Genomic DNA, 14,446 nt, shown 5'->3' with positions numbered 1-14,446 from the left:
CGACGGGTTACCTGGATGTTGTGGCTCAAGTCGCCCGAAGCGATGCGCTCTACCACCGCCAGGGTGTCCTGGATCGGGCGGGTGATCTGTCGGGTGATGACCCAGGCGGCAATTACGCCAACCAGCAAAGCCAGCAAGGTGCTGATCAATTGCAGGCTGCGGGCCTGGGTGCTTTCAGCGTCGCGACGTTCCAGTTGAATGTCGTACAGCTTGTCGCTGATGGTCACGATATCGGCGCCCTGGGTGGTCATTTCGGCGCGGGCGGTGACGATGTTGGCGTTGGCTGCCTTGTAGCTCTGCACGGCGCTGCGGTAGGCACCGAGGGCGGTTTCCAGGGCCGACAATGCGCTTTGCTGACCGGTACCGAACGCCGCGCTGAGGTCCTTCAAACCGGCGACGGCTTTTTCCAGTTGCGCCGCAGCGCGGGCTTCGGTTTCTGCGTTGGGACTATTGGTATAGCCGCGCACTTCGTAGCGAGCTTGCTGGAACTCATTCTTGGCTTGGGTCACGGCCAGAAATTGCGTGAAGCGTTCCGGGCTATCCGGCGCCTGTTGCACACTGGTTTGCAGCGCATTGATTTGCGCGTTGGCGATATCGGCCTTGGCGCCCATGACGTCGCGCGCAGCGTTGCCATTGCGGTAGGCCTCGCGCATTTTGTTCAAGGACTGGCGGTAGGCGGTAATGACGGCTTTCTGGTCATTGAGCAGCTTGAGGTTTTCCGGGCTCTTGAAGCTATCCAGCAGCTTCTGTTGCTGAGCGGCGAAGGCATCGAGGCTGGTCTGTACGTTCTGCGCCACGGCTTCGTCGCCATTGGCCAGCATGTATTGCAAGCGCACGATGCGCAGCTTGGTCAGCGAGGCGTTGAGCTGGGTGATATCGCTCATCCAATTGCTACGGTCGATCAAGCCGCCGAGGCTGGTCCAGCCCGTGAGCGCCAGGACTGAAGTGAGGACCAACACCAGGCCGAAGCCCAGGCCGAGTTTGAGATTGACGCTGATGTTACCGAACCAGCTGTTCATCGAAAGCTCCTTGAAGAGTGATGTCTGTCTGCTGGACGGTGTGTTGTTGTTTGAGCCAGCCAAGATGTGTAGGGCTGTATCGGCGGCAAGGGGCAATTCTGAAATACTTTTATTGCCGGGCGACGAAGGGTCATCGGCACGCTAAGGCGATGCCGGGGTGGGGCTGATCATGGGCCGCTCTTGTGTGCTAGTCTGCGGGCCCTTTTAGTTCTGGGCAGCGCGGGAAACCGTGTTGTCCTACAGCGGAGCCTCTTCATGTCCGAAGTTAATCTGTCCACCGACGAAACCCGCGTCAGCTACGGTATCGGCCGTCAGTTGGGCGACCAACTGCGCGACAACCCGCCACCGGGCGTGAGCCTGGACGCAATCCTGGCCGGTCTGACCGACGCGTTTGCAGGCCAGCCAAGCCGTGTTGACCAAGAGCAAATGGCAGCCAGCTTCAAAGTGATCCGCGAAATCATGCAAGCCGAAGCCGCTGCCAAGGCTGAAGCTGCTGCGGGCGCTGGCCTGGCTTTCCTGGCAGAAAACGCCAAGCGTGATGGCATCACGACCCTGGCTTCCGGCCTGCAATTTGAAGTGCTGACCGCCGGTACCGGCGCGAAGCCGACCCGTGAAGACCAAGTGCGCACTCACTACCACGGCACCCTGATCGACGGCACTGTGTTCGACAGCTCCTACGAGCGCGGCCAACCTGCGGAATTCCCGGTGGGTGGCGTGATCGCCGGCTGGACCGAAGCCCTGCAACTGATGAATGCCGGCAGCAAATGGCGCCTGTACGTGCCGAGCGAACTGGCTTACGGCGCTCAAGGCGTTGGCAGCATCCCGCCGCACAGCGTTCTGGTATTCGACGTCGAGCTGCTCGACGTTCTGTAAGACCTGCTGATTACCTGTTGGGACGAACGCGTTCGCCCCAACAGGCATTTGCCAGTTTCTTCATGGATGGAACTTGCCATTCAAGTCGGTCGCCGGGCGCAACGCTCGTGCATAGCAGAACAGAAACAGATTCCTTACCACCTCCTTCAGCACCCCAGGCTCACTGGAACTCAGGCCATTGACGTCCAGATCGCCCTGGTCCTGCAGCTCGTTCAGCGCTTCTTCTTCAAGCACCGCACAGACTTCACCGGTTTCCCGATGCAGGATTCGCAGGTAAGGGTGGGGGCGATCCAGCCAGGCATCTATCAAATAAGTCATGGTCGTTCTCCTTGATGGGTTTCAATGAGAATAATTCTTATTCGTAGAATAGCAAGCGTCTATTGGCAGTTTCTGGGTTTTTCTGTGTGGGTATTGCGTTCGATCAACGCAGAGGGCGAAACGCCATCCCGCGGCGGGCGCGGGATGGAATGCAGCAGGATCAGACTTTGCGTACGAACTCGGACTTGAGTTTCATCGGGCCGATCCCGTCGATCTTGCAGTCGATATCGTGGTCGCCGTCGCACAGGCGGATGTTCTTGACCTTGGTGCCGACCTTGACCACCAGGGAAGTGCCCTTGACCTTGAGGTCCTTGATCACGGTGATGGTGTCGCCGTCCTGCAGGACATTGCCCACAGCGTCTTTCTTCACGGTTTCATCACCAGCCACTTCGGCCTCGCCAGTGGCGGACCATTCATGGGCGCATTCCGGGCAGATCAGCTGGGCGCCGTCTTCGTAGGTGTATTCGGAATTGCATTTCGGGCAGGGAGGCAACGTGCTCACTAAAGCTCCTAGAAAGTCAGGGATGGCTAAAAGTCGCACATTATATAGGGTTTTAAACGCGGATGGGGTTGGACTCGTCCTAATGTGGGAGCTGGCTTGCCTGCGATAGCGGCAGTGAGTTCACTCCAGTCATCGCAGGCAAGCCAGCTCCCACATTAAACAGCGCGGAATCAGTGAGTACGGGCGACCGCAAACTCACTCAGCTCAACCAGGGCATCCCGGTATTCACTGGCCGGCAGCGCTTGCAGGCAGGTGATCGCTCGCGCCACGTAGTCACGCGCCAGTTGCGCCGTGTACTCCAGGGAACCCGAAGCTTCTACAGCGGCACGGATGGCTTCCAGGTCTTCGATCCCGCCTTTCTGGATCGCCTTGCGCACCAGGGCGGCCTGTTCCGGCGTGCCTTCGCGCATGGTGTAGATCAGCGGCAAGGTCGGCTTGCCCTCGGCCAGGTCGTCACCGACGTTCTTGCCCAGGGTTTCGGCGTCGCCCTTGTAGTCGAGCAGGTCATCCACCAGTTGGAACGCCACGCCCAGGTGATCACCAAAGGTACGCAGGGCTTCGGCCTGTTCGGCGGTGGCGCCACACAGCGCGGCAGCACTGTGGGTAGAGGCTTCGAAGAGCATCGCGGTTTTGCCGCGAATTACTTCCATATAGGTTTCTTCGGTGGTGCTGGCGTCGCGCACCTTGGACAGCTGCAACACTTCGCCTTCGGCGATGATGCGCGTGGCCTGTGAAAGAATCTTCATCACCGGCATCGAGCCCAGCTCGACCATCATTTCGAACGAGCGCGAATACAGGAAGTCGCCCACCAACACGCTGGGCGCATTGCCCCACATCGCGTTTGCAGTCTCGCGACCACGGCGCATGCCGGACATGTCGACCACGTCGTCATGCAGCAAGGTGGCGGTGTGCAGGAATTCGATCGTGGCGGCCAGCAGGCGCAGGTCATCGCCTTGGCGGCCCAGGGCCTTGCCGCACAGCAACACTAATAAAGGACGCAGGCGTTTGCCGCCCGCCGACGTAATATAGTCGCCAATTTTGGAGACCAGCGGCACTTTAGACGTCAGCTGCTGTTTGATGATGCCGTCGACGGCGCTAAAATCGTCCGCGACCGCGCGGTAGAAAGCTTGGGGTTGCATCAGCGACAGTCGCTCCAGAAGGGTTGCGCGGCATGCTAGGACCCTGACCCCCGGGTGTCAAGGCGCGATAGACGGCCCCTTGCAAGCCTCCCATAGCTTGCGTACAATCGCGCACCCTGAACTTCCTGGGCAGCACCTGCCTTACGCAATTGCATTCGGGACGTCCATCCCATGCAGCCATGCCAGCCAATACCTCTTCTTATAAAGCGCTGGGTGAGCAGGATTATCGGAGAAATACCATGTCGTACGCAGTAATTGTTACTGGTGGCAAGCAATACAAAGTCGCCCCAGGTGAATACCTGAAGATCGAGAAACTGGAAGTCGCTACTGGCGAATCCGTTACTTTTGATCGCGTTCTGTTGGTCGCCAATGGCGATGACGTGAACATCGGCGCTCCAGTTGTTGCTGGCGCTACCGTTGTGGCTGAAGTGATCTCCCAAGGTCGTCACGATAAAGTCCGCATCATCAAGTTCCGTCGTCGTAAGCACCACATGAAGCGTATGGGCCACCGCCAGTGGTACACCGAGATCAAAATCACCGGTATTCAGGCTTAATTTCAGCCTAATTCCTCACTAGGAGAATTGACTCATGGCACACAAAAAAGCTGGTGGTAGTACCCGTAACGGTCGCGACTCAGAAGCCAAACGCCTTGGCGTGAAGATGTATGGCGGCCAGAAAATCATTCCGGGCAACATCATCGTGCGTCAGCGCGGCACCCAATTCCACGCCGGTTACGGTGTTGGCATGGGTAAAGATCACACCCTCTTCGCTAAAATCGAAGGCGTGATCAAGTTCGAAGTAAAGGGCGCGTTCAACCGCCGTTACGTGAGCGTTGTCGCAGCTTAATTGCGAGATCGCTGGAAAAGCCCTGTCTTGCGACGGGGCTTTTTCGTTTGTGGAGTGAGTCTCTTGCAAAGCTGTCTGTGATGAGCTCAGGCGCTGGTTTGCGGTCGCTGATTGAGGTCGCTGCGCTCATTTTTGCAAGAGTCTTATGTCTTGGTTTCTTAAGCTCGTCCATGCGGCGAGAGGCGTTTTGTTATGAAGTTCGTTGATGAAGTTTCCATCCGAGTAAAAGCAGGCGACGGCGGTAACGGTTGCATGAGTTTCCGTCGCGAAAAATTCATCGAAAACGGTGGCCCGAACGGCGGTGACGGCGGTGACGGCGGTTCCATCTACATGATGGCCGACGAAAACCTCAACACCCTGGTCGACTACCGTTACACCCGGCACTTCGATGCCGAGCGTGGCTCCAACGGCGGCAGCACCGACTGCACCGGTAAAAAAGGTGAAGACCTGGTACTGCGCGTACCGGTCGGCACCACGATCATCGACTCCGCGACCCAGGAAGTGATTGGCGACCTGACCAAGGCCGGCCAGAAACTGATGGTTGTGCAGGGCGGCTGGCACGGTTTGGGTAACACCCGATTCAAGTCCAGTACCAACCGTGCACCACGCCAGACCACGCCGGGCAAGCCGGGCGAGCAGCGCGACCTGAAGCTGGAAATGAAAGTACTGGCGGACGTGGGCCTGCTGGGCCTGCCGAACGCGGGTAAAAGTACCTTCATTCGTTCGGTATCGGCCGCCAAGCCGAAAGTGGCCGACTACCCGTTCACGACCCTGGTGCCAAACCTGGGCGTGGTCAGCGTAGACCGCTGGAAAAGCTTCGTAGTCGCCGACATTCCTGGCTTGATCGAAGGCGCTTCCGACGGCGCGGGCCTGGGTATTCGCTTCCTCAAGCACTTGTCCCGTACCCGTTTGCTGCTGCACCTCGTCGACATGGCACCGCTGGATGACACCAGTGCCGCCGATGCCGCCGAAGTCATCGTCAGCGAACTGACCAAGTTCAGCCCGGCCCTGGCCGAGCGCGATCGCTGGTTGGTACTGAACAAGTGCGACCAGATCCTTGAAGAAGAGCACGAAGAGCGCGTCAAGGAGATCGTTGATCGCCTGGAGTGGGAAGGCCCGGTCTACGTCATCTCGGCCATCGCCAAAGAAGGCACCGAGCGCCTGACCCGCGACATCATGCGTTACCTGGAAGACCGTGCCGACCGCCTGGCGGCCGACCCGGTGTACAAGGCCGAACTCGCCGAACTCGACCAGCAGATCGAAGACGAAGCCCGTGCCCAGTTGCAGGCCCTGGACGACCAGCGCGCCCTGCGCCGCAGCGGCGTGAAGTCAGTCCACGACATCGGCGACGATGATTGGGACGAAGAAGACGTGGATGATGAAGATGGCCCGGAAATCATTTACGTGCGTGACTGATCCGTTGCGATAAACTTGAACGCCGCTCCCTGGAGCGGCGTTTTGGTATCCGGGTATAACGTTATGGGCAGCGCTGGGTCGCGCGGCCCTCACTCTAAGGTTGAAGATGATGCGGAGCAAAGTGACAGGTGCGCAGCGCTGGGTCGTGAAAATCGGCAGTGCGCTGTTGACGGCGGATGGCAAGGGTCTGGACCGCGCAGCCATGAGCGTCTGGGTCGAGCAGATGGTGGCCTTGCATGAAGCAGGCGTTGAGTTGGTATTGGTGTCGTCCGGAGCGGTTGCCGCCGGGATGAGCCGTCTCGGCTGGACCGCGCGACCCAGCGCGATGCACGAACTGCAAGCCGCTGCCGCCATCGGCCAGATGGGCCTGGTGCAAGCCTGGGAGTCCAGCTTTGCCGAGCACGGTCGCCACACGGCGCAGGTGCTGCTGACCCACGACGACCTGTCCGACCGCAAGCGCTACCTCAACGCCCGCAGCACCTTGCGCGCGCTGGTGGAGCTCAAGGTCATCCCGGTCATCAACGAGAACGACACCGTGGTCACCGACGAAATCCGCTTCGGTGACAACGACACCCTGGCCGCCCTGGTGGCTAACCTGGTAGAGGCCGACCTGTTGGTGATCCTCACCGACCGCGATGGCATGTTCGACGCCGACCCGCGTAACAACCCCGATGCCCAGCTTATCTACGAAGCCCGCGCCGACGACCCGGCGCTGGATGCGGTCGCCGGCAGTGTCGGCGGTGCCCTGGGCCGCGGTGGCATGCAGACCAAACTGCGCGCCGCTCGCCTGGCCGCGCGTTCCGGTGCCCACACCATCATCGTCGGCGGGCGCCTGGAGCGCGTGCTGGATCGCCTCAAGGCCGGTGAGCGCATTGGTACGCTGCTGTCGCCGGAGCGCGGCATGTTGGCCGCGCGCAAGCAGTGGCTGGCCGGGCATCTGCAAACCCGTGGCACCTTGGTGTTGGACGCGGGAGCCGTATCGGCCTTGTCCCAGGGCAACAAGAGCCTGCTGCCGGTGGGTGTGAAGTTGGTACAGGGCAGCTTCCGCCGTGGCGAGATGGTGGTGTGCGTTGCGCCAGACGGTCGTGAGATAGCGCGCGGCCTGGCCAACTACAGCGCTCTGGAAGCACAGAAGATTATTGGACAATCCTCCGACGCCATTGTCGGACTCTTGGGTTATATGGCGGAACCGGAACTGGTTCACCGCGACAACCTGATCCTGGTTTAACCATAGGAAATACACGATGCGCGTGATAAAGGGATTGCTCGGCCTGCTGTTGGCCATGCCGCTGCTGGCTTCGGCCGAAGAAGTCGGCCAGGTGTCGACAGTGTTCAAGTTCGTCGGCCCCAACGACCGGATTGTGGTTGAAGCGTTTGACGACCCCAAGGTCGATGGCGTGACGTGCTACTTGTCCCGCGCCAAGACCGGCGGGGTAAAGGGCGGGCTGGGTCTGGCCGAAGACCGTGCCGAGGCCTCGATCGCTTGCCGCCAGGTGGGCCCGATCCACTTCAAGGGTGAACTCAAGGACGGCGACGAAGTGTTCAAGGAGCGCACCTCGCTGGTGTTCAAGACCATGCAGGTGGTGCGTTTCCTCGACAAGAAGCGCAACACCCTGGTGTATCTGGTCTACAGCGACCGCTTGATCGAAGGCAGCCCGCAGAATGCGGTGACGGCGATCCCGATTTTGCCCTGGCCGACCGCTCAGTAACCTGCAGGCGAGTTTCGTCACCGGCGTCTATGATTGCAGCCTTTCGGGTTGTAAGCTCCGAAGGGCTGCAATGCAAAGAACATGGGATATCTGGAGTTCGTCATGAGTGCTTTCCACGATCTGAAACTCAAAGCCTTGGACGGACAAGCGCTACCGCTGGCGCCTTTCAAGGGCCAAGTCGTGCTGGTGGTGAATGTGGCGTCCAAATGTGGTTTGACCCCGCAATACGCGGCGCTGGAAAACCTCTACCAGCAGTACAGGGACCAAGGGTTCACAGTGCTCGGCTTGCCATGCAACCAGTTTGCAGGCCAGGAGCCCGGCACCGAGCAGGAGATTCAGCAGTTCTGCAGCCTGAACTACGGCGTGACCTTTCCACTGGGCAGCAAGATCGAGGTCAACGGCCCTGATCGGCACCAGCTGTACCGCTTGCTGGCGGGCGAGGGCGCTGAGTTTCCTGGGGATATCACCTGGAACTTCGAGAAATTCCTGTTGGGTAAGGATGGCCGGGTACTTGCGCGTTTCTCGCCCCGTACGCCCCCAGAAGATCCCTCCATCATCCAGGCCATCGAAAAAGCCCTGAGTTGACGCCTACAGGTATTCGGGCGCTTCTATACCTTAATCATTTAGATCAATAGTGCTTTGAGAGACGCTCTGCTCTCCATATTATCCACGTCATAAATTTCTTAGCCGTGGAGCGCTCCATGCCCGTCCAAGCCTTGTTCAAACCCTTCCAGCTCGGTGCATTGCAATTGTCGACCCGCGTGGTCATGGCGCCCATGACCCGCTCGTTCTCCCCAGGTGGCGTACCCAACTCGAAAGTCATTGAGTACTACCGTCGCCGTGCCGCTGCCGGTGTGGGCTTGATCATCACTGAAGGCACCGTGGTCGGGCACCCAGCCTCCAACGGCTACCCCAACGTGCCGCATTTTTACGGTGAAGCCGCCTTGGCCGGCTGGAAGAAAGTGGTCGATGCAGTCCACGCCGAAGGCGGCAAGATTGTCCCGCAACTGTGGCATGTGGGCAGTGTGCGCCGTATCGGCACTGAACCTGACGCCAGCGTGCCGGCTTATGGCCCGATGGAAAAGCTCAAGGACGGCAATGTCGTTGTGCACGGCATGACCAAACAGGACATCACGCAGGTGATCAACGCCTTCGCCCAAGCGGCCAAGGATGCCCAGGCGATCGGCATGGACGGCGTGGAAATCCACGGTGCCCACGGCTACCTCGTCGACCAGTTTTTCTGGGAAGGCAGCAACCAGCGCACCGACGAATACGGTGGCAGCCTGGCCAACCGCTCGCGCTTTGCCATCGAACTGATCCAGGCGACCCGCGCCGCTGTCGGCCCGGATTTTCCGATCATCTTGCGTTTCTCCCAGTGGAAGCAGCAGGACTACACCGCGCGCCTGGTACAAAGCCCTGAAGCGTTGGGTGAGTTCCTCAAGCCATTGTCTGACGCTGGCGTGGATATTTTCCACTGTTCCACCCGTCGTTTCTGGGAGCCGGAATTTGAAGGCTCGGACCTCAACCTGGCCGGCTGGACGCGTCAGCTCACCGGCAAGCCAACCATCACGGTGGGCAGCGTGGGCCTGGATGGCGAGTTCCTGCAGTTCATGGTCAACACCGACAAAGTCGCCCAGCCTGCCAGCCTGGAGAAACTGCTGGAGCGCCTGAACAACGATGAGTTCGACCTCGTGGCAGTGGGCCGTGCATTGCTGGTGGACCCGGATTGGGCGGTGAAGGTGCGCGAAGGGCGTGAAGGCGACATCCTGCCCTTCAGTCGTGAGGCGTTGACGACCTTAGTGTAAGGACTCGGACTCCCTGTGATGGGGCACAGGGAGTTCTGTTGCTTTAGTGATTAATACTCTGGCCGCTTATTCAGCTCTTTGTGATGATCAGTCTTGAGCCCATCTTTGTGCCCAGGCTGGCCGTAGGTTGGCGGTTCTGCACGGGATTGATCCAGCCATTGTTGCTGGCGTGTCCACTCTGCGGTTGGCATGTTGACGCCATTGCGTACACCCATTCCATAAATTGGCATTGTTCATTATCTCCATATTCAAAGGGCCTGCTTGATCGGCAGGTCTCTATGATTGGCGTTACGCAACCGTTGGTTCCCGGTTTAAATACCAGGCAAAACTTGAGTGGCCGGTAGCAGGCTCGCCATGCGTTTGATCATTGACCGATTGTTCAGCGCACGTAAGGTTGCGTTGGAAGGTCAAAACTCTCCCCGCACACCCCACGTAACTGATGCTCGAATTGCTCGACAATCGCTGGCCAGCCTTGGCGGCTTGCGTGTTGACGGGCATTGAGGCGCATACGGCGTAAACCTTCTGCGTCCTCCAGCAGCCAATTGGCGGCATCGCAAAACGCATTTTCATCCCCCGGCATCGCCAGCACCCCGTTATAGCCATGACGAATATGCTGGGTGGCGGCTGCCTGGTCGTAGGCCACAACTCCCAGTCCTGAAGCCATGGCCTCCAAAACCACATTACCGAATGTTTCGGTCAGGCTGGGGAACAGGAACACATCGCCGGATGCGTAATGACGAGCCAGTTCTTCACCGCGCAAGGCACCGCAGAAAATGGCGTCGGGAAGGTCTTTCTCCAGCATGGCTCGTTGCGGCCCATCACCCACGATGATCAGTTTCATCTGACGCAGTGGGTATCTGTCTTGCAAGGTCTCGAAACAGCGCTTGAGCAGTCCCAGGTTCTTTTCCTGAGCCAGTCGTCCTACATGCAGTACTGCGATTTGCTCATTATTCAATGCCCAGCGTTCGCGCAGAGTGCTGTCGCGTTTGGCGGGGTGGAACAGTTGGCTGTCGACGCCTCTGGCCAACATCCCCAAGCGCTCAAAATGCCGACGCTCCAGTTCCAGACGCTGACTGGCGCTCGGTACCAGGGTCAGGCTCGAGCGGTTGTGAAACCAGCGCAGGTAATGGGTGACCACGCGACTGAGCAGGCTCAAGCCGTACTGGTTCGAATACTGCTGAAAGTTGGTATGAAAGCCGCTGACGACGCTGATTCCCAACCGCCGAGCCGCCCGCAAAGCGGATAATCCCAGCGGCCCTTCGGTGGCGATATACAACACATCCGGGCGCTGCCGGCTCCAGCGTCGGAGCAGTTTTCGCATCGACGATTGGCCCCATTGCAGCCCTGGGTAACCGGGTAATGGCCAGCCGCGGCACAGCAGCAGTTGATCGTCACTTGATCGGCTCTTATCGGTGTTCTGACGTGGGCGCACCAGTTCGACCTGATGGCCGCGTGAGCGCAAACCCTCGCACAGGCGGCCAAGGGTATTGGCCACCCCGTTGATTTCCGGCGGGAAGGTTTCGGTAATGAGGGTGATGTGAAGCGAGGCTGTCGTCATGACCCACAGTGTCGGCGTGGGCCATGTCGCCATTGTGTCAGTGCGATGATGGATTTATGACTTGGCCACCGCTTGCTGCGCCATCGCCTCGGCGCCTTGCTCACGCACCCAGAACAACGTTGCGCCGGCCACCGCCGCTGGCATCATCAACAGGTTGACCACCGGCACCAGCAGTACCAGGTAGACAATGCCGCCAAAACTCATGCTCTGCCAGCGTTTCTGGCGCAGCCATGCGAGCATCTCGTTCCAGCCCAGCTTATGGTTATCGGCCGGGTAGTCGATGTACTGGATCGCCATCATCCAGACGCCAAACAGCAGCCACAACGGCGCCGCGATCAGGTTGACCACGGGGATGAACGACAGGATAAACAGGCCGATGGCACGTGGCAGGAAGTAACCCAGCTTGCGCATCTCCCGCGCCAGGGTGCGTGGGACCATGGCGGCCAGTTCGGCCCAACTGAACGGCGGGAAGTCGTCGGTGCCACGTACCACGACCTCGACCTTCTCGGCGAGAAACCCGTTGAACGGCGCGGCGATGATATTGGCGAGCATGGTGAACGTGAAAAACACCATCAGCACCACCAGCACAACAAACAGCGGCCACAACAGGTAATTCAAAAAGCCTAGCCAGTGGGGCAGCGTCGGCATCAAGCTATCGACCCACAGGCTGAACTGATGGCCGGCGAAATAGATCAACCCGACGAACAGCACCAGGTTGATCGCCAACGGCAGCAACACGAACAGGCGCAGGCCAGGGCTCAACACCAGTTTGAGGCCTTCACGCAGGTATTGCGGGCCGGAAAGAGCAGGGGCGGGCATGGAATACTCCGAGCAAAATGGCGAACGCGCCGACCTTACCGGCTTTGCACCTGTTGTGAAAGCGCGGGCAGGTAGGCGACATCCAGGGTTACAAAGGTGTCGATTAACTTAATTGCGCGCATAGAGAACACCTATGAGCTGGATTGTTAATGCGTATTTCCTTAATCTTGCCCCCCTCGATACGCTGCACCCATTATTTTCAGGACCTGGCGAGTCAAAGCCTTCCCCAAGTGCTTCGCCGTCCTTTTTTATTCCCGCCGCCCTGTGGTCTGGGCGGTCGGTAGGAGTGAGTCATGTCTGATACCCGTCATTCCCGAGTGATTATTCTCGGTTCCGGCCCTGCCGGTTACAGCGCCGCTGTCTACGCTGCCCGGGCCAATCTCAAGCCGCTGCTGATCACCGGCATGCAGGCGGGCGGTCAGTTGACCACCACTACTGAAGTCGACAACTGGCCTGGCGATGTCCACGGCTTGACCGGCCCGGTGCTGATGGAGCGGATGAAAGAGCACGCCGAGCGCTTTGAAACCGAGATCGTCTTCGACCATATCAACAAGGTCGACTTCTCGAAAAAGCCTTACAGCCTGACCGGTGACAGCGGTGTGTACACCTGCGATGCGCTGATCATCGCCACCGGCGCCAGTGCTCGTTACCTGGGCCTGCCGTCGGAAGAAGCGTTCATGGGCAAGGGCGTTTCGGCCTGCGCCACCTGCGATGGTTTCTTCTACCGCAACAAGCCGGTTGCCGTGGTCGGCGGTGGCAACACTGCCGTGGAAGAGGCGCTGTACCTGGCCAACATCGCCAGCACCGTGACCCTGGTTCACCGCCGCGAGACCTTCCGCGCCGAGAAGATCCTGATCGACAAGCTGCACGCCCGTGTCGCCGAAGGCAAGATCATCCTCAAGCTCAACGCCACCCTGGATGAAGTCCTGGGCGACAACATGGGTGTGACCGGTGCCCGTCTGAAAAACAACGACGGCAGCTTCGACGAGCTGAAAGTCGACGGTGTGTTCATCGCCATCGGCCACACCCCGAACACCTCGCTGTTCGAAGGCGTGCTGGAAGCCAAAGACGGGTACCTGGTGGTGCAAGGTGGCCGTGAAGGCAATGCGACCGCGACCAACATCGAAGGTATCTTCGCTGCCGGCGACGTGGCAGACCACGTCTACCGCCAGGCCATCACCTCGGCCGGCGCCGGTTGCATGGCGGCCCTGGATGCCGAGCGTTACCTCGACGGTTTGAAGGACGCTTCGTTCTAAACCTGTGAAATTGAAAAAACCGGCGAAAGCCGGTTTTTTTATGCCTGCGATCTAGCCGAGACACCGCAAAACAAATGTGGGAGCTGGCTTGCCTGCGATAGCGGTGTGATAGTCACCACCGCCCTCGCGGGCAAGCCCGGTTCCTACATTGAGCGGGGTTGATTATTAAATCAGCGGCGAGTCAGAGGCTGTTCAGCAAACTTCACTGCGGCCAGCCCATGGGCAATCAACGCTCGGATATTGCCATGGTCACTGCCCTCAGGCGTCGCCACCACCGACCGATAATGCTCACCAAACGCTAGCAGTGCTTCCTTATCACTCAACCCTTCCAGCAGCGCCAAACCCAGGGTCTTGCACGAACCTTCGTTCTGTCCGGCAGCGTTTTCCACACCGCCGTTGGTGAAAGCTTGCGGCTGGTAGTTGTAACCGGCCGCGACGAACGCCAGGGTGTCGGCAAAGAGGTGTTCGCCACTGTTGAGGCTGGCGCGCAGGGTGTTCAAATCAGTCATGAGGCTTTCCTTTGGCAAACGCGGCCTGTTGGTCGGCGTTGGCTTCTTGCTGGTATTGGGCTTTCCACTCGGCGTACGGCATGCCGTACACCACTTCACGGGCCTCATCGAGGCTGACCTCGATCTGGCGTTCGTCGGCCTCGGCCTTGTACCACTTGGACAGGCAGTTGCGGCAGAAGCCGGCGAGGTTCATCAGGTCGATATTCTGCACATCCTTGCGGCTGTCCAGGTGGGCCACCAATCGGCGAAAGGCGGCGGCTTCGAGTTCGAGGCGTTGTTGGTCGTTCATAGGGCTCACTTGGTATCAGCGGCTGGCGGCCAGAGTGATCGAAACCGACTCGGCAAAGCGCAGCGCGTGGGGCTTGTCCACTTCGACTTCGGCGTACAGCACCGATTCGTTGCTCATCACCAGGTCCAGCAGTTCCTGGGTCAGGCGCTCCAGCAGGGCAAAGCGATTGCCTTCGACGTGAGCGATGATGGCCTTGGTGATGGTGCGGTAGTTCAGGGCGTGGTCGATGTCGTTGTCACGCACGGCTTCCTGGGCGGCATACAGGATGGTCAGGTTGATCAGCACATCCTGTTTGTTGAGGATTTCGTCCTCGTTGATGCCGATAAAGGTGCGCAGGCACAGGTCCTTGACCCGGATACGCGCCATGCCTGGTTGAAGTTGTGGCATT

General features: G+C 59.3%; 17 protein-coding genes and 1 pseudogene. 9 read left to right on the top strand and 9 right to left on the bottom strand.

Annotated features, from left to right (window positions below):
- Positions 1-2: 2 nt before the first annotated feature.
- Positions 3-884: pseudogene (locus AB4P90_RS24170) on the bottom strand (methyl-accepting chemotaxis protein); the annotation flags it as partial.
- Between the two features lie 390 nt (positions 885-1,274).
- On the opposite strand from AB4P90_RS24170, the gene AB4P90_RS24165 reads away from it, so the two are divergent.
- Positions 1,275-1,892 carry an FKBP-type peptidyl-prolyl cis-trans isomerase gene (locus AB4P90_RS24165; protein ID WP_014719893.1) on the top strand — a complete coding sequence of 206 codons (618 nt, stop codon included), beginning with the start codon at positions 1,275-1,277 and terminating at the stop codon, positions 1,890-1,892.
- Between the two features lie 60 nt (positions 1,893-1,952).
- On the opposite strand, the gene AB4P90_RS24160 is transcribed toward AB4P90_RS24165, so the two are convergent.
- From AB4P90_RS24160 to AB4P90_RS24150, 3 genes are all read right to left on the bottom strand, one after another.
- Positions 1,953-2,210: a hypothetical protein gene (locus AB4P90_RS24160; protein ID WP_005791321.1), complete on the bottom strand. Its 258-nt coding sequence runs from the start codon at positions 2,208-2,210 to the stop codon at positions 1,953-1,955.
- Between the two features lie 160 nt (positions 2,211-2,370).
- Positions 2,371-2,712, bottom strand: coding sequence for a zinc ribbon domain-containing protein YjdM (locus tag AB4P90_RS24155; RefSeq protein ID WP_014719892.1), 342 nt, complete (start codon positions 2,710-2,712; stop codon positions 2,371-2,373).
- Positions 2,713-2,882: 170 nt separating this feature from the next.
- Positions 2,883-3,851, bottom strand: a complete 969-nt coding sequence (locus AB4P90_RS24150; protein ID WP_014719891.1) for a polyprenyl synthetase family protein — start codon at positions 3,849-3,851, stop codon at positions 2,883-2,885.
- Between the two features lie 239 nt (positions 3,852-4,090).
- On the opposite strand from AB4P90_RS24150, the gene rplU reads away from it, so the two are divergent.
- The 7 genes from rplU to AB4P90_RS24115 all read left to right on the top strand — a co-directional run bounded on the left by rplU (position 4,091) and on the right by AB4P90_RS24115 (position 9,627).
- Positions 4,091-4,405, top strand: a complete 315-nt coding sequence (rplU, locus tag AB4P90_RS24145) for a 50S ribosomal protein L21 (protein ID WP_007950961.1) — start codon at positions 4,091-4,093, stop codon at positions 4,403-4,405.
- A gap of 34 nt (positions 4,406-4,439) precedes the next feature.
- Positions 4,440-4,697 carry a 50S ribosomal protein L27 gene (rpmA, locus tag AB4P90_RS24140; RefSeq protein WP_003176049.1) on the top strand — a complete coding sequence of 86 codons (258 nt, stop codon included), beginning with the start codon at positions 4,440-4,442 and terminating at the stop codon, positions 4,695-4,697.
- 192 nt (positions 4,698-4,889) lie between these two features.
- Positions 4,890-6,113 (top strand): Obg family GTPase CgtA, encoded by a 1,224-nt coding sequence (cgtA, locus tag AB4P90_RS24135; RefSeq protein WP_003194084.1) that lies wholly within the window; start codon positions 4,890-4,892, stop codon positions 6,111-6,113.
- A gap of 109 nt (positions 6,114-6,222) precedes the next feature.
- Positions 6,223-7,341: a glutamate 5-kinase gene (gene proB / locus AB4P90_RS24130; RefSeq protein ID WP_019817476.1), complete on the top strand. Its 1,119-nt coding sequence runs from the start codon at positions 6,223-6,225 to the stop codon at positions 7,339-7,341.
- 16 nt (positions 7,342-7,357) lie between these two features.
- Positions 7,358-7,822 carry a CreA family protein gene (locus tag AB4P90_RS24125; RefSeq protein ID WP_014719889.1) on the top strand — a complete coding sequence of 155 codons (465 nt, stop codon included), beginning with the start codon at positions 7,358-7,360 and terminating at the stop codon, positions 7,820-7,822.
- A 102-nt stretch (positions 7,823-7,924) separates the two neighbouring features.
- A complete protein-coding gene (locus AB4P90_RS24120; protein ID WP_014719888.1) occupies positions 7,925-8,407 on the top strand; it encodes a glutathione peroxidase in 483 nt (160 codons plus the stop codon).
- 116 nt (positions 8,408-8,523) lie between these two features.
- Positions 8,524-9,627: an NADH:flavin oxidoreductase gene (locus AB4P90_RS24115; RefSeq protein ID WP_014719887.1), complete on the top strand. Its 1,104-nt coding sequence runs from the start codon at positions 8,524-8,526 to the stop codon at positions 9,625-9,627.
- Positions 9,628-10,006: 379 nt separating this feature from the next.
- Here AB4P90_RS24115 and AB4P90_RS24110 read toward each other — a convergent pair whose 3' ends face one another.
- On the bottom strand, positions 10,007-11,185 hold the full coding sequence (locus tag AB4P90_RS24110; protein WP_019817477.1) for a glycosyltransferase family 1 protein: 1,179 nt from the start codon (positions 11,183-11,185) through the stop codon (positions 10,007-10,009).
- A 54-nt stretch (positions 11,186-11,239) separates the two neighbouring features.
- Complete coding sequence (gene cysZ, locus AB4P90_RS24105; protein WP_019817478.1) at positions 11,240-12,004, bottom strand: sulfate transporter CysZ; 765 nt, start codon at positions 12,002-12,004, stop codon at positions 11,240-11,242.
- A 293-nt stretch (positions 12,005-12,297) separates the two neighbouring features.
- On the opposite strand from cysZ, the gene trxB reads away from it, so the two are divergent.
- Positions 12,298-13,260 (top strand): thioredoxin-disulfide reductase, encoded by a 963-nt coding sequence (gene trxB, locus AB4P90_RS24100; protein WP_003194076.1) that lies wholly within the window; start codon positions 12,298-12,300, stop codon positions 13,258-13,260.
- Between the two features lie 170 nt (positions 13,261-13,430).
- Here trxB and AB4P90_RS24095 read toward each other — a convergent pair whose 3' ends face one another.
- Genes AB4P90_RS24095 through folX form a run of 3 tightly spaced genes read right to left on the bottom strand, consistent with a single transcriptional unit; the run spans position 13,431 to position 14,445 of the window.
- Entirely contained in the window at positions 13,431-13,769 is a 339-nt protein-coding gene (locus AB4P90_RS24095; RefSeq protein WP_014719883.1) for a HopJ type III effector protein, read from the bottom strand.
- On the bottom strand, positions 13,762-14,058 hold the full coding sequence (locus AB4P90_RS24090; RefSeq protein WP_014719882.1) for a DUF1244 domain-containing protein: 297 nt from the start codon (positions 14,056-14,058) through the stop codon (positions 13,762-13,764). The genes AB4P90_RS24095 and AB4P90_RS24090 overlap by 8 nt, the downstream gene beginning before the upstream one ends.
- Before the next feature lie 15 nt (positions 14,059-14,073).
- A complete protein-coding gene (gene folX, locus AB4P90_RS24085) occupies positions 14,074-14,445 on the bottom strand; it encodes a dihydroneopterin triphosphate 2'-epimerase (protein WP_003194073.1) in 372 nt (123 codons plus the stop codon).
- Position 14,446: the final 1 nt, after the last annotated feature.

This window comes from Pseudomonas sp. B16120 (assembly GCF_044218845.1).
Taxonomy (GTDB): Bacteria; Pseudomonadota; Gammaproteobacteria; order Pseudomonadales; family Pseudomonadaceae; genus Aquipseudomonas; species Aquipseudomonas paracarnis.
Note: the sequence above shows the minus strand (reverse complement) of the source record. Positions and strands in the feature narration are given on the sequence as shown.

What these genes read in the sequence shown, in the direction of transcription:
- cgtA (WP_003194084.1), top strand. Translation starts at nt 4,890, where the DNA reads ATGAAGTTCGTTGATGAAGTTTCCATCCGAGTAAAAGCAGGCGACGGC.
- AB4P90_RS24110 (WP_019817477.1), bottom strand. Translation starts at nt 11,185, where the DNA reads ATGACGACAGCCTCGCTTCACATCACCCTCATTACCGAAACCTTCCCG.
- AB4P90_RS24160 (WP_005791321.1), bottom strand. Translation starts at nt 2,210, where the DNA reads ATGACTTATTTGATAGATGCCTGGCTGGATCGCCCCCACCCTTACCTG.
- folX (WP_003194073.1), bottom strand. Translation starts at nt 14,445, where the DNA reads ATGCCACAACTTCAACCAGGCATGGCGCGTATCCGGGTCAAGGACCTG.
- AB4P90_RS24120 (WP_014719888.1), top strand. Translation starts at nt 7,925, where the DNA reads ATGAGTGCTTTCCACGATCTGAAACTCAAAGCCTTGGACGGACAAGCG.
- trxB (WP_003194076.1), top strand. Translation starts at nt 12,298, where the DNA reads ATGTCTGATACCCGTCATTCCCGAGTGATTATTCTCGGTTCCGGCCCT.
- AB4P90_RS24165 (WP_014719893.1), top strand. Translation starts at nt 1,275, where the DNA reads ATGTCCGAAGTTAATCTGTCCACCGACGAAACCCGCGTCAGCTACGGT.
- AB4P90_RS24095 (WP_014719883.1), bottom strand. Translation starts at nt 13,769, where the DNA reads ATGACTGATTTGAACACCCTGCGCGCCAGCCTCAACAGTGGCGAACAC.
- rpmA (WP_003176049.1), top strand. Translation starts at nt 4,440, where the DNA reads ATGGCACACAAAAAAGCTGGTGGTAGTACCCGTAACGGTCGCGACTCA.
- rplU (WP_007950961.1), top strand. Translation starts at nt 4,091, where the DNA reads ATGTCGTACGCAGTAATTGTTACTGGTGGCAAGCAATACAAAGTCGCC.
- AB4P90_RS24150 (WP_014719891.1), bottom strand. Translation starts at nt 3,851, where the DNA reads ATGCAACCCCAAGCTTTCTACCGCGCGGTCGCGGACGATTTTAGCGCC.
- proB (WP_019817476.1), top strand. Translation starts at nt 6,223, where the DNA reads ATGCGGAGCAAAGTGACAGGTGCGCAGCGCTGGGTCGTGAAAATCGGC.
- AB4P90_RS24125 (WP_014719889.1), top strand. Translation starts at nt 7,358, where the DNA reads ATGCGCGTGATAAAGGGATTGCTCGGCCTGCTGTTGGCCATGCCGCTG.
- AB4P90_RS24115 (WP_014719887.1), top strand. Translation starts at nt 8,524, where the DNA reads ATGCCCGTCCAAGCCTTGTTCAAACCCTTCCAGCTCGGTGCATTGCAA.
- AB4P90_RS24090 (WP_014719882.1), bottom strand. Translation starts at nt 14,058, where the DNA reads ATGAACGACCAACAACGCCTCGAACTCGAAGCCGCCGCCTTTCGCCGA.
- cysZ (WP_019817478.1), bottom strand. Translation starts at nt 12,004, where the DNA reads ATGCCCGCCCCTGCTCTTTCCGGCCCGCAATACCTGCGTGAAGGCCTC.